Genomic DNA, 12,630 nt, shown 5'->3' with positions numbered 1-12,630 from the left:
CATGGCTCACGAGCCCTATACCCGTACCAACCAAAAGATCTTTTTCGCCGGCCTGGCGTTGGAGAGTCTGCGCAAAGCCGAGGCTGGCGAGGCCATGAATGCCCAGGCGCTGATGCAGGCCGAGCGTGAGGTCGTGCTGTTCCATCTGCATGGCGCCGTATTGGCGCTGTGCCACGAGATAGCCGATTACTACAAGCTGGCCGAGGCCCGTGCCCCTCGAGTCGAGCTGCTGCTGAATCAGGACGTCCTGCAGCGTTCACCGACGCCTGAGCTTGCCGAGCTGATGGAAATCGCGGCTCAGCCGGAGAGTTGGTTAGCGCAGTTGTTGGCTGCTCATGCCGCGCTGTTCCTGCCGCCGCAGGCGCCGAAGACGGCCAAGGTGGACCCGACCCTGCCGCTGATCCAGACGGTCAGCCTGGAGCCAGAAGAGGCACCGCAGTTGGGCTACGCCGAGCTGGAGAGCTGGCGCCAGCAACTCAAGCAGCTGGTATTGCGCTACCGGGAGTCGCTCAGCGAGTGCTGAGATTCGCGGCGGGTCGCTTGCATGGCGATACGCCGGCCTCTGGAATGCATATCTTCGGCGATCAGTGCAGCTGCAGTGCGGCTTGCCCCGGGGCTGTTTGCGCCTTCCGGGCTAGGGCCTGAGGGCGGGTACTGTTACACTGGCACCTCGCTAGGAGAACCGCACCATGTCCACTTCCTTCCTCGAAATCGTCGAACTGCCCGATGGGCGCATCATTCTGCGCCGTGCCGAGGATGAAGAAGTGCTGGTGACGCTGGACTTCTCGGCGGATGCCAAGGCCTTCCTGCAGGGCCATCATGTCGAAGTGGCCAAGGCCATGCTCAATGTCGGCGTGCAGATGGCCGGTCGCCTTGCCGAAGGTGATATCGAGCAGGATGAGCAGCCGCGCGTGCTGCACTGATCGATTGACGGGCCGCCCATGGCCCTATGCAGCCTTGCTCCGAAGCGCCTCAATCCAGGCGGATATTCAGGCTTTGCGCGCTACCCAGGCGTGCGGCACTGCTCAGGCTGGCTCGCTGGCCGGGCAGCAGGCTGATCCAGCTCACCACGGTATGGCTGCGGCCCAGGCGTAAGGCCTCACGAGCCAGCTCCAAAGCATCCTGGCCGGCGCGCGGTTGCAATACCAGTAGTCGATCGAGATTAAGGCCGGCACTACGTAGCCAGGCATTGGTGATGGCGGCGGGCGGAGCGACCAGGGTCAGCCAGCGGGCGTCCTGGTTCAGACTCAGCTCGCGCAGCACCGGGCCGAGCAGGTGGCGGCAGTTGCCGAGCGAGCCGGACAGGCGCAGTTCACTGAAGGGCTCCGGCTCGTCGAGCCAGGGCGCCTGCACGGCTTCGTCGAGCAGCGGCAGGTGGGTGCCGAGGAAAGCTTCAAACAGCGGAAGTTGCGAACGATTCAGCGACTGCGGGAACTGCATGAAGCTCTCCTTGATACTTAGCGGCGGATCACGCCGACACTCAGGCCTTCGATCACCAGATCCTGTTCTTCCAGATTCACCTCGATAGGCGCGAACTCCGGGTTCTCGGCGATCAGTAGCACCTTGTTGCCGTTGCGCTGGAAGCGCTTGACTGTGACTTCGTCGTCGATGCGTGCCACCACGATCTGGCCGTTGCGGGCCTCGCGGGTGGTGTGCACGGCCAGCAGATCACCGTCGAAAATGCCGATGTTCTTCATGCTCATACCGCGGACGCGCAGCAGGTAATCGGCCTTGGGATGGAAGAACTCCGGGTTGATCTTGCAGGTGTCTTCCACGTTCTGCTGGGCGAGAATCGGTGCGCCGGCAGCGACCCGGCCAATGACCGGCAGACCTTCCTCTTCATTGGCGGCCGGTTCGAAGCCGGGGATGCGAATGCCGCGGGAAGCACCCGGGGTCATCTCGATCGCGCCTTTGCGGGCGAGGGCCTTGAGATGCTCCTCGGCGGCATTGGGCGATTTGAAGCCCAGTTCCTGAGCAATCTCGGCGCGCGTCGGCGGGTAGCCGTTGTCTTCCAGGCAGCGTTTGATGAAGGCGAGGATTTCGGATTGTCGCGGCGTCAGTTTGAGCATGCTGGCGGTCTGTCTGTTTATACAGTTGCTGTGATTATATACAGTGATTCTCCGCTGGCAACCTTTCTTTGTGGCCAGGCTTGGCGCGGCCCTTCTCACCACCCCGGCGGGTGGGTTGGGATTTCCGCTATCTGGCCTATGGTTAAATGCGTGACCGACCAGCCATGAATGGTCCTGCCAGACTTGACAGGCAGACAGTCTGAAACGTATGTTTCAAACAAGTGTTTGTCAGGTGAGGGTGTCATGGCTCAATCAGAAACTGTTGAGCGCATTTTGGATGCTGCCGAGCAGCTGTTCGCGGAGAAGGGCTTCGCCGAGACGTCTCTGCGTCTGATTACCAGCAAGGCCGGGGTCAACCTGGCGGCCGTCAACTATCACTTCGGCTCCAAGAAGGCGCTGATCCAGGCGGTGTTCTCGCGTTTCCTCGGGCCTTTCTGCATCAGTCTCGAGCGCGAGCTGGACCGGCGCATGGCCAAGCCGGAGATCAAGCCCAGCCTCGAAGAGCTGCTGGAGATGCTGGTGGAGCAGGCCCTGGCGGTAAAGCCGCGCAGTGGCAATGACCTGTCGATCTTCATGCGTCTGCTCGGCCTGGCGTTCAGCCAGAGCCAGGGCCACCTGCGCAAGTATCTGGAAGAGGTCTATGGCAAGGTCTTCCGCCGCTACATGCTGTTGCTGAACGAGGTCGCGCCCAGGCTGCCGCCGCTGGAGATCTTCTGGCGCGTGCATTTCATGCTCGGTGCCGCAGCTTTCAGTATGTCCGGTATCAAGGCGCTGCGCGCCATCGCCGAGAACGACTTCGGTGTGGATACCTCGATCGAGCAGGTGATGCGCCTGATGGTGCCGTTTCTCGCCGCCGGCATGCGCGCCGAAAGCGGCGTGACCGACGAGGCGCTGGCCAACGCCCAGTTCAAGCCGCGCAGCAAGGCGCCGGTAGCCGCCAAGGCCGTCTGAGGCTGTGCCCCTGCGGGCCGATGGGCTAAGCTAGCGGCCCATGCGCCCGCTCGACCTCCTGCATATCTCTATCGCCGACCAGTGCCTGTACGGGTTTACCGACGGGCAGCTGGTCGTGCGCCTGCCGGTTTCCACCGCGTTGAACGGGGCGGGCGAGCAGAGTGGGTCCAACTGCACGCCGCGCGGCCGCCATCAGGTGCGCGCGAAGATCGGCGACGGCCTGCCCGAGGGGGCCGTGTTGCGCGGGCGACGCTGGACCGGCGAAGTCTGGTCGGAGGCGCTGGATGCGCAGTTCCCCGGCCGCGACTGGATCCTCACCCGTATTCTCTGGCTCAGCGGCTGCGAGCCCGGTCGCAATCGCCTGGGCAAAGTCGATACCTTCCGCCGCTACATTTATCTGCACGGTACGCCGGACAATCAGCCCATGGGCGTGCCGCTGTCGCACGGCTGTGTGCGTCTGCGCAACGCCGACCTGTTGAACCTCTTTCCCCGCGTGCCGTCTCACTGCGCGGTGATGATCGACGAAGCGCCGTGCCCGCAGTGGGCAGCGGCCGATCCCGTTTAAGGACTTCTCTGTGACGACCCTGTTTGGTTCCCTGATGCTGGACATCCACGGTACCTGGCTGACTGCCGAGGACCGCCGGATTCTGCGCCAGCCCGAGGTGGGCGGCCTGATCCTGTTCGCCCGCAATATCGAAGATCCGCGCCAGGTGCGCGAGCTGTGCGCGTCCATTCGCGCCGTGCGCCCGGACCTGCTGCTGGCGGTGGACCAGGAAGGTGGCCGCGTGCAGCGCCTGCGCAACGGCTTTGTGCGCCTGCCGGCGATGCGTGCCCTGGCCGACAACGACAACGCCGAGCAGCTGGCCGAGCACTGCGGCTGGCTGATGGCGACCGAGGTGCTGGCCGTGGGTCTGGACCTCAGCTTCGCCCCGGTGCTGGACCTGGATCACCAGCGCAGCGCCGTGGTCGGCAGCCGCAGCTTCGAGGGCGATGCCGAGCTGGCCACACGTCTCGCCGGTGCCTTCATCCGCGGCATGGATGCGGCGGGCATGGCCGCCACCGGCAAGCACTTCCCCGGCCACGGCTGGGCCGAGGCCGATTCGCACGTGGCCATCCCGGTGGACGAGCGCAGCCTGGACGAGATCCGTGCCAGGGACCTGGTACCGTTCCAGCGCCTGAGACAGCAGCTGGCGGCGGTGATGCCGGCGCATGTGATCTACCCGCAGGTGGACGCCGGCCCGGCCGGATTCTCGCGGCGCTGGCTGCAGGAGATTCTGCGCGGCGAGCTGGGCTTCGATGGGGTGATCTTCAGCGACGACCTGTCCATGGCCGGCGCCCATGTGGTGGGCGATGCCGCCAGCCGTATCGAAGCGGCGCTGAACGCCGGCTGCGACATGGGCCTGGTGTGCAACGACCGCGCCTCGGCCGAGCTGGCTCTCGGCGCCCTGCAGCGCCTCAAGGTGCAGCCGCCCAAGGGCCTGGCGCGCATGCGCGGGCGTGGCTTCGCCCGTACCGACTACCGCGAGCAGCCGCGCTGGCTGCAGGCCGTTGCCGCGCTGCGCGCCGCGCAGCTGATCGACTGATTAAGGACGCAGCATGACCATCTACGCCATCATCGGCGGCACCGGCCTGACCCAGCTGGAAGGCCTCACCCTCAAGCAGGCGCAGAACATCGATACGCCTTACGGTGCGCCCTCTGCGCCGGTGCTGCGCGGCGAGTATGCCGGCCAGGAGGTGCTGTTCCTCGCTCGCCACGGCCACCCGCACCGCATCCCGCCACACCAGGTGAACTACCGCGCCAACCTCTGGGCGCTGCAGCAGGCCGGCGCCGAGGCGATCATCGCGGTCAACGCGGTGGGCGGCATCCACGCGGCCATGGGCAGCGGCCACCTGTGCGTGGCGCACCAGGTGATCGATTACACCTGGGGCAGGGCGCACACCTTCTTCGAGGGCGAGATCGACCATGTCACCCATATCGACTTCAGCTATCCCTATGACGAAGCGCTGCGCGGCAAGCTGATCGACGCGCTGCAAGAGCTCGGCTACCCGCACAGCAGCCATGGCGTGTATGGCGCTACTCAGGGCCCGCGCTTGGAAACAGTGGCGGAGATTGCCCGCATGGAGCGCGACGGCTGCGACATCGTCGGCATGACCGGCATGCCCGAAGCCGCTCTGGCCCGTGAACTGGAGCTGCCCTACGCCTGTCTGGCGCTGGTGGTCAATCCGGCAGCCGGCAAGTCCAGCGGCATCATCACCATGGCCGAGATCGAGGCCGAGCTGGCCCGTGGCATCGACAATGTGCGGGCCGTACTCGGGCATGTGCTGAGCGCCTGAGTCATCCGGCCGGAATAAAAAAGCCCCGCAGTGCGGGGCTTTTTTCATGCGGTGTGATCAGGGCTGGGTGATCTTCACCAGCACGCCCAGGCTGCCGTTGTCCAGGTAGGTCAGCTCGTTCGGCTTCAGGCGAGTCTTCTGCCGCACGCGTTCGCTGCCGGTGAGCAGGCCGTCGGTGTCGAAGCGGTTGATCCAGAAGTCGGCTTCCAGGTCGATCAGACGCTGCTGTTCACTCAAGGACACCACGCCCTCCACCGGGAAGTGGCCGAACTGTTCGTTGCCGGTGCTCAGTGCCGCCTTGCTCGGGGCGGCAGTCAGGTTCTGCGCCCAGGCCTTGTGCAGCAGCACTTCGTAGCCATTGCCCGGATTGAGCTTGGCGGCCTCGCCGTCCAGCGCGGTGCCGCGCTCGTTGCCGGCGATGGGCGCGGCGCCCACGGCCCAGTCATCCGGTGCCGGCTGGCTGCTGGACAGCGCTTCGCCGGCCTGACGGAAGACGATCACTTCGATCTGGAACAGGCCGTCGGCGAAGGCCTGCGGGGCCATCAGGCAGAGCAGCATCAGGAGGGGGCGAAGCACGCGCATGGGTCAGTCCTTTCAGGCGGATGGCGGGGCGAGGCGCTCCAGCAGCGCCTCTAGGGTATTGAAACGTTCTTCCGGGCGCTCCATCGGCACCTGGAATTTGAACAGGGTGGCGCCTTCGAACTTGTAGCGGTTCGGTTGGCCCTGGATCAGCTTGATCAGCACCAGCGGGTCGACGCAGGTGTCGGCGGCAAACTCGATGCGACCGCCCTGGGGGCCGGCGTCGACTTTCTTGATGCCGAGCTTCTCCGCCTGCAGCTTGAGCAGGGTCAGGCGCATCAGGTTCTTGGTTGGCTCCGGCAGCAGGCCGAAGCGGTCGATCATCTCCACCTGCAGCTCCTTCAGGCCGTCTTCGTCGGCGGCCGAGGCGATGCGCTTGTAGAGGATCAGGCGGGTATGTACGTCCGGCAGGTAGTCGTCGGGAATCAGTGCTGGCACCCGCAGGTTGACTTCCGGACCACCGCCCAGTGGTTGCTCCAGGTTGGGCTGCTCGCCCTTGCGGATGGCTTTGACGGCACGTTCCAGCATTTCCATATAGAGGGTGAAGCCGACCGCCTGGATCTGCCCGCTCTGGCCGTCGCCGAGCAGTTCGCCAGCGCCGCGGATTTCCAGGTCGTGGGTGGCCAGGACGAAGCCGGCGCCGAGGTCCTGGGCGTTGGCGATGGCCTCCAGGCGCTTTTGCGCATCCTCGGTCATGCCCTTGCGTGGCGGCGTCAGCAGGTAGGCGTAGGCCTGGTGGTGGCTGCGGCCGACGCGCCCGCGCAACTGGTGCAGCTGGGCCAGGCCGAACTTGTCGGCGCGCTCGATGAGGATGGTATTGGCGCTGGGCACGTCGATGCCGGTCTCGATGATGGTCGAGGCCACCAGCACGTTGAAGCGCTTGTGGTAGAAGTCGCTCATCACCCGTTCCAGCTCGCGCTCGTGCATCTGCCCGTGGCCGATGCCGACGCGTGCCTCGGGCACCAGGGCCTGCAGGTCGGCAGCGCACTTCTCGATGGTCTTCACGTCGTTGTGCAGGTAGTACACCTGGCCGCCACGCAGCAGTTCGCGCAGCAGCGCTTCCTTGATCACCGAATCCTGCTGCTCCAGGACGAAGGTGCGCACCGACAGACGGCGGGCCGGCGGGGTGGCGATGATCGACAGGTCGCGCATGCCCGACACCGCCATGTTCAGCGTGCGTGGGATGGGGGTGGCGGTGAGGGTGAGGATGTCGACTTCGCTGCGCAGGGCCTTGAGCTGCTCCTTCTGGCGCACGCCGAAGCGGTGCTCCTCGTCGATGATGCACAGGCCCAGGTCCTTGAAGCGCACATCGTCCTGCAGCAGCTTGTGGGTGCCGATGACGATGTCGATCTTGCCCTCGGCCAGCTTGGCCACCGCCTCGTTGACCTCCTTGGCGGTCTTAAAGCGGCTCATCACCTCGACCGTTACCGGCCAGTCGGCAAAGCGGTCGCGGAAGCTGTTGTAGTGCTGCTGGGCGAGCAGGGTGGTGGGCACCAGCACCGCCACCTGCTTGCCGCTGTGCACGGCGATAAAGGCCGCGCGCATGGCCACCTCGGTCTTGCCGAAGCCGACGTCACCGCAGACCAGGCGGTCCATCGGCTTGCCGGCCAGCATGTCGGCGCGCACCGCGTCGATGGCGGCCTGCTGGTCCGGGGTTTCCTCGAAGGGGAAGCCGGCGCTGAAGGTGGCGTAGTCGACGGCCGGATCCTTGAACGCGTGGCCTTCGCGGGCGGCACGGCGGGCGTAGATATCGAGCAATTCCGCGGCGACATCGCGCACCTGCTCGGCGGCCTTGCGCTTGGCCTTCTGCCAGGTCTCCGAGCCGAGGCGGTGCAGCGGCGCCAGGGCGTCGTCGCTGCCGGTGTAGCGGGCGATCAGGTGCAGGCTGGCCACCGGCACGTAGAGCTTGGCTTCCTCGGCGTACATCAGGGCGAGGAATTCGGCGGCCTGGCCATCGAATTCCATGGTCACCAGGCCCAGGTAGCGGCCGACGCCATGGTCGATATGCACCACCGGCGCGCCTTCGCGCAGCTCGGTGAGGTTCTTGATCACGTTGTCACCGCCGTCGCGCGACTTCTCGCGGCGGCGGCGCTGCATCACGCGCTGGCCGAACAGCGGGCTCTCGGCGATCAGGGCGATCTGGTCGAGCAGCAGGCCTTCGTCCAGCGGGGCGATGCAGATGGCCAGGCGCTCACGGCTGGCGGTGAATTCATGCCAGTTGGCCACTTCCAGCGGCTTGAGCTTGAGGCGCGCGAGCAGCTCCAGCAGCACCTCGCGGCGGCCGGCGGACTCGGCGCAGAACAGCACGCGGCCCGGATACTCCTCGATAAAACGACGCAGCGCGGCCAGCGGCTCGCTGGCCTTGGCCAGAATGGCCAGGTCGGGCAGGGAGCGGGCGTCGAAGCGCTCGCGGCCGACGCCGACCTCGACGTCTTCCTGGCTCACCACCACGCGCGGCCATTGCTTCAGGCGGGCGAAACAGTCTTCCACCGGCAGGAAGATGTCGGCCGGTGGCAGCAGTGGGCGCTCCGGGTCGACGCGGCGGTCCTCGTAGCGGGTGCGCGCATCCAGCCAGAACTGCTCGGCGGCCTGCTCGATGCCCGGCAAGGAGAACACCTGTGTGTCGCCCGGCAGGTAATCGAACAGGGTGCCGGTTTCCTCGAAGAACAGTGGCAGGTAGTACTCGATACCGGCCGGGGTGATGCCGGAGGCGAGGTCCTGGTAGATCGGGCAGCGGCGGTAGTCGACGTCGAAGCGCTCGCGGAAACGCCCGCGGAAATCGGTGACGGCCTTTTTCTCCAGGGGAAATTCGCGGGCCGGCAGCAGGCGGATCGACTCCACCTTGTCCACCGAGCGCTGGGTCTCGGGGTCGAAGGTGCGCAGTGTTTCGATCTCGTCATCGAACAGGTCGATGCGGTAGGGCGTCTCGCTGCCCATCGGGAACAGGTCGATCAGCGCGCCGCGCACGGCGAACTCACCGTGCTCGTAGACGGTGTCAACGCAGCGGTAGCCCGCGGCCTCCAGGCGCGCGCGCATTTCCTCGACATCGAGCTTCTGGCCGACGTCCAGCAGCAGGCCCGAACCGAGCAGGAAGCGGGTCGGCGCCAGGCGATGCAGGGCGGTGGCGATCGGTACCACCAGCACGCCGTGCTTGATTTCCGGCAGGCGGTAGAGAGTGGCGATGCGCTGGGAAATGATGTCCTGGTGCGGCGAAAAGACGTCGTAGGGCAGGGTTTCCCAGTCGGGGAAGTGCAGCACCGGCAGGTCGGGGGCGAAGAACGCCAGTTCTTCCTGCAGGCGCTCGGCGCTCTGGCTGTCGGCAGTCAGCAGTAGGGTGAAGCGCTTGGCGGCGCTCGCCGCCTCGGCCACGGCCAGGCTCAGCGCGGCGCCGGGCAGGTTGCCCCAGTGCTGTTTGCCGGCGGCGCCCGGCAGTTTCGGCAGTTGCAGTACGGACACGGGTGTCACGGCCCCAGGCGAAAAATAGTGCGCGATTGTAGCGAGGCGAGGTGGCGGCTGTCAGTGGCGACAGGCGCGCATTGCTCGGGGCTGAGTCACGGCATATCATGTAGCCCCTTTTTTCAGCCCCTACATGTGGAAGGTATTGCTCGTGACTCAGAAGCCCGACCAGTGTCTCGGTGAGTGGATTGACCGTGAAGCCCTCGCGGAAGCGATGATTCCGCTGATCGGTCAGCTCTACCGCAACAACAACGTCGTGACCTCGATCTACGGCCGTGGCCTGATCAACCGTTCGGTGATCGATATCCTGAAGGCACACCGCTTCGCCCGTCACCGCCTGGAAGGCGAGACCGAACTGTCCGTGCATGACACTTTCCCCATCCTCAAGACCATGAGCGAGCTCAAGCTGGGCGCCGCTTCCGTGGACCTGGGCAAGATGGTTGCCAAGTTCAAGGCCGAAGGTGCCGGTCGCAGCATCGAGCAGTTCACCAAGGACGTGCTGGCTGACGTGGCTGGCAAGCAGAACGGCGCCGGTCGCGAAGGCACCGACGTGGTCCTGTACGGCTTCGGCCGCATCGGCCGCCTGCTGGCGCGCATCCTGATCGAGAAGACCGGTGGCGGTGACGGCCTGCGTCTGCGTGCCATCGTTGTGCGCAAGGGCGCCGAGAACGACCTGGTCAAGCGCGCCAGCCTGCTGCGCCGCGACTCGGTACACGGTCCGTTCGACGGCACCATCACCATCGATGAAGCCAACAACACCCTGACCGCCAACGGCAACCTGATCCAGGTCATCTACTCCAACGACCCGGCGTCCATCGACTACACCCAGTACGGCATCAAGAACGCCCTGCTGGTGGACAACACCGGCAAGTGGCGTGACGCCGAAGGCCTGGGCCAGCACCTGAAGTGCCCGGGTATCGACCGCGTGGTGCTGACCGCACCGGGCAAGGGCGCGCTGAAGAACATCGTGCATGGCATCAACCATGGCGACATCACCGCCGACGACAAGATCATCTCCGCCGCCTCCTGCACCACCAACGCCATCGTGCCGGTGCTGAAGGCCGTGAATGACCAGTACGGCATCGTCAACGGCCACGTCGAAACCGTTCACTCGTACACCAACGACCAGAACCTGATCGACAACTTCCACAAGGGCAGCCGTCGTGGCCGCAGTGCCGCGCTGAACATGGTGATCACCGAGACAGGTGCCGCCACTGCCGCTGCCAAGGCCCTGCCGGTGCTGAAGGGCAAGCTGACCGGCAACGCCATCCGCGTACCGACGCCGAACGTCTCCATGGCCATCCTCAACCTGAACCTGGAGAAGGCCTGCACCCGCGAAGAGATCAACGAGTACCTGCGCCAGATGGCCATGCACTCGGATCTGCAGAAGCAGATCGACTTCGTCAACTCGCAGGAAGTGGTGTCCACCGACTTCGTCGGTTCGCGTCACGCTGGTGTGGTCGATGCCGAAGCCACTATCGCCAACGACAACCGCGTCGTGCTCTATGTGTGGTACGACAACGAGTTCGGCTACAGCTGCCAGGTCGTGCGCGTGATGGAAGACATGGCTGGGGTCAACCCGCCGGCCTTCCCGCAGTAAGCGTCAGGGCAATCCACAAAACGGGAGCTTCGGCTCCCGTTTTGCTTTTTGGCGCCGGCCTCGCCAGGTCTGCTGAGCGCCCCGAGGCTAAGGGCGCCAGGCCGGCGGGCGCGGTTGGTCGTGTTACCGCTTGTTGCGACTCTCTGGTCTAAAGCGGTACTCATGGGTGGGCATGCCGCGGATATCTCCTTATAATTCCTGAGTTTTTTGCTCCGCTTTGGTGCGTGCTCCGGTTCCCTCGGGTGGGCCATGGCGGAACTCCAACCTTGCTGCACACCGGCTCCGGTGTCTGGAAGCTCTAATGATAAAGATCAAACGCGGGCTGGATTTGCCCCTTGCCGGCGCGCCTGAACAGCGCATCGAGCCGGCACGCGCCGTGCGCAGCGTGGCTGTGCTCGGCTGCGACTATCACGGGATGAAGCCGACCATGGCGGTCCAGGTCGGTGACCGGGTCAAGCTTGGCCAGGTTCTGTTCTCCGACAAGAAAAACCCGGGCGTGCATTTCACCGCGCCGGGGGCTGGCGTGGTCAGTGCCATCCATCGCGGCGAGCAGCGCGTGCTGCAGTCGGTGGTGATTGACCTGGAGGGCGATGACGCCGTCGAGTTCGCCCGCTATGACGCCGCGCAGTTGCCGGCGCTCGATCCCCAGGCGGTGCGCGACAACCTGCAGCAGTCCGGTCTGTGGACCGCGCTGCGTACGCGTCCGTTCAGCAAGGTACCGGCGGTTGACGCGGTGCCCAGCTCGATTTTCGTGACGGCCATCGATACTCATCCGCTGGCGGCCGATCCGGCCGTGGTGATCGGCGAAAGGCCGGCTGACTTTGCCAATGGCCTGGCCGTGTTGGCCCGCCTGGGCAAGGTGCATCTGTGCAAGGCTGCCGGCGTCGGCCTGTCGGGCGAGGTGCAGGCGAATGTCCAGCCCCACGAGTTTGCCGGCCCGCATCCGGCCGGTCTGGCCGGTACTCATATTCATTTCATCGACCCGGTGTCCGCCGGCAAGAGCGTCTGGCAGATCGGTTATCAGGACGTGATCGCCATCGGCGCGCTGTTCAGTCGTGGCCAGCTGGACGTCACCCGCGTGGTGGCCCTGGGTGGCCCGGTGGTGGACAAGCCGCGCCTGCTGCGCACGCGCCTGGGCGCCAGCCTGGAGGAACTCACCGCAGGTGAGCTGCAGGCCGGCAGCAATCGCGTGATTTCCGGCTCGGTGCTGGGTGGGCGGACCTCGCGTGGCGCCTTCGCCTTCCTCGGCCGCTACCACGTGCAGATCTCCTGCCTGCACGAGGGCCGCGAGCGCGAGCTGCTGCATTACCTGCGTGCCGGGGTGAACAAGCACTCGGTGCTGAACATCTTCGTCTCCCAGCTGATGGGCGGCCGCAAGCTGGCCATGGACACCAGCACCAACGGCAGCCCGCGCGCCATGGTGCCGGTGGGCAACTACGAGGCGGTGATGCCGCTGGACATCCTGCCCACCCAGCTGCTGCGCTACCTGATCGTCGGTGACACCGAGATGGCGCAGAAGCTCGGCTGCCTGGAACTGGACGAAGAAGACCTGGCCCTGTGCACCTACGTGTGCGCCGGTAAGTACGAGTACGGCCCGATCCTGCGGGACAACCTGGCTCGCATCGAGAAGGAGGGCTGATC

General features: G+C 65.5%; 12 protein-coding genes. 8 read left to right on the top strand and 4 right to left on the bottom strand.

The genetic code is table 11. The features are described 5' to 3' along the window. Window position 1: 1 nt before the first annotated feature. Both ACOAPY_RS13720 and ACOAPY_RS13715 read left to right on the top strand, forming a co-directional pair. Window positions 2–523 (top strand): DUF6586 family protein, encoded by a 522-nt coding sequence (locus ACOAPY_RS13720; RefSeq protein ID WP_076577948.1) that lies wholly within the window; start codon window positions 2–4, stop codon window positions 521–523. 166 nt (window positions 524–689) lie between these two features. Then, window positions 690–923 carry a hypothetical protein gene (locus tag ACOAPY_RS13715; RefSeq protein WP_021700515.1) on the top strand — a complete coding sequence of 78 codons (234 nt, stop codon included), beginning with the start codon at window positions 690–692 and terminating at the stop codon, window positions 921–923. 49 nt (window positions 924–972) lie between these two features. Here the strand turns inward: ACOAPY_RS13715 and sulA are convergent, their stop codons facing one another. Continuing rightward, window positions 973–1,440 carry an SOS-induced cell division inhibitor SulA gene (gene sulA / locus ACOAPY_RS13710; RefSeq protein WP_465153628.1) on the bottom strand — a complete coding sequence of 156 codons (468 nt, stop codon included), beginning with the start codon at window positions 1,438–1,440 and terminating at the stop codon, window positions 973–975. Between the two features lie 17 nt (window positions 1,441–1,457). Continuing rightward, entirely contained in the window at window positions 1,458–2,069 is a 612-nt protein-coding gene (gene lexA, locus ACOAPY_RS13705) for a transcriptional repressor LexA (RefSeq protein ID WP_465153627.1), read from the bottom strand. Window positions 2,070–2,312: 243 nt separating this feature from the next. Between lexA and ACOAPY_RS13700 the strand changes: the two genes are divergently transcribed. From ACOAPY_RS13700 to ACOAPY_RS13685, 4 genes are read left to right on the top strand one after another with little or no spacing between them, the layout of a single operon-like run. Then, the gene (locus tag ACOAPY_RS13700; protein WP_465153626.1) at window positions 2,313–3,020 is read left to right on the top strand and encodes a TetR/AcrR family transcriptional regulator; all 708 of its coding nucleotides are present in this window, start codon (window positions 2,313–2,315) and stop codon (window positions 3,018–3,020) included. Window positions 3,021–3,060: 40 nt separating this feature from the next. Next, window positions 3,061–3,585, top strand: a complete 525-nt coding sequence (locus ACOAPY_RS13695) for a L,D-transpeptidase family protein (protein ID WP_465153625.1) — start codon at window positions 3,061–3,063, stop codon at window positions 3,583–3,585. A gap of 19 nt (window positions 3,586–3,604) precedes the next feature. Beyond that, entirely contained in the window at window positions 3,605–4,603 is a 999-nt protein-coding gene (nagZ, locus tag ACOAPY_RS13690; protein ID WP_465156810.1) for a beta-N-acetylhexosaminidase, read from the top strand. 13 nt (window positions 4,604–4,616) lie between these two features. Next, window positions 4,617–5,354: an S-methyl-5'-thioinosine phosphorylase gene (locus tag ACOAPY_RS13685; RefSeq protein ID WP_465153624.1), complete on the top strand. Its 738-nt coding sequence runs from the start codon at window positions 4,617–4,619 to the stop codon at window positions 5,352–5,354. A 57-nt stretch (window positions 5,355–5,411) separates the two neighbouring features. Here ACOAPY_RS13685 and ACOAPY_RS13680 read toward each other — a convergent pair whose 3' ends face one another. Both ACOAPY_RS13680 and mfd read right to left on the bottom strand, forming a co-directional pair. Further along, window positions 5,412–5,936, bottom strand: a complete 525-nt coding sequence (locus tag ACOAPY_RS13680) for a CsiV family protein (protein WP_374560709.1) — start codon at window positions 5,934–5,936, stop codon at window positions 5,412–5,414. Between the two features lie 12 nt (window positions 5,937–5,948). Beyond that, on the bottom strand, window positions 5,949–9,389 hold the full coding sequence (mfd, locus tag ACOAPY_RS13675) for a transcription-repair coupling factor (protein WP_465153623.1): 3,441 nt from the start codon (window positions 9,387–9,389) through the stop codon (window positions 5,949–5,951). Between the two features lie 133 nt (window positions 9,390–9,522). Between mfd and ACOAPY_RS13670 the strand changes: the two genes are divergently transcribed. Next, on the top strand, window positions 9,523–10,989 hold the full coding sequence (locus tag ACOAPY_RS13670) for a glyceraldehyde-3-phosphate dehydrogenase (protein WP_465153622.1): 1,467 nt from the start codon (window positions 9,523–9,525) through the stop codon (window positions 10,987–10,989). Window positions 10,990–11,290: 301 nt separating this feature from the next. Then, window positions 11,291–12,628 (top strand): Na(+)-translocating NADH-quinone reductase subunit A, encoded by a 1,338-nt coding sequence (locus ACOAPY_RS13665; RefSeq protein ID WP_465153621.1) that lies wholly within the window; start codon window positions 11,291–11,293, stop codon window positions 12,626–12,628. Window positions 12,629–12,630: the final 2 nt, after the last annotated feature.

The organism is Pseudomonas stagnisoli, from assembly GCF_048595745.1.
Classification (GTDB): Bacteria; Pseudomonadota; Gammaproteobacteria; order Pseudomonadales; family Pseudomonadaceae; genus Aquipseudomonas; species Aquipseudomonas alcaligenes_A.
This window is presented reverse-complemented; position numbering and strand designations above follow the sequence as displayed.

Coding starts and splice junctions, on each gene's coding strand:
- ACOAPY_RS13720 (WP_076577948.1), top strand. CDS start 2: ATGGCTCACGAGCCCTATACCCGTACCAACCAAAAGATCTTTTTCGCC.
- ACOAPY_RS13715 (WP_021700515.1), top strand. CDS start 690: ATGTCCACTTCCTTCCTCGAAATCGTCGAACTGCCCGATGGGCGCATC.
- sulA (WP_465153628.1), bottom strand. CDS start 1,440: ATGCAGTTCCCGCAGTCGCTGAATCGTTCGCAACTTCCGCTGTTTGAA.
- lexA (WP_465153627.1), bottom strand. CDS start 2,069: ATGCTCAAACTGACGCCGCGACAATCCGAAATCCTCGCCTTCATCAAA.
- ACOAPY_RS13700 (WP_465153626.1), top strand. CDS start 2,313: ATGGCTCAATCAGAAACTGTTGAGCGCATTTTGGATGCTGCCGAGCAG.
- ACOAPY_RS13695 (WP_465153625.1), top strand. CDS start 3,061: ATGCGCCCGCTCGACCTCCTGCATATCTCTATCGCCGACCAGTGCCTG.
- ACOAPY_RS13685 (WP_465153624.1), top strand. CDS start 4,617: ATGACCATCTACGCCATCATCGGCGGCACCGGCCTGACCCAGCTGGAA.
- ACOAPY_RS13680 (WP_374560709.1), bottom strand. CDS start 5,936: ATGCGCGTGCTTCGCCCCCTCCTGATGCTGCTCTGCCTGATGGCCCCG.
- ACOAPY_RS13670 (WP_465153622.1), top strand. CDS start 9,523: ATGTGGAAGGTATTGCTCGTGACTCAGAAGCCCGACCAGTGTCTCGGT.
- ACOAPY_RS13665 (WP_465153621.1), top strand. CDS start 11,291: ATGATAAAGATCAAACGCGGGCTGGATTTGCCCCTTGCCGGCGCGCCT.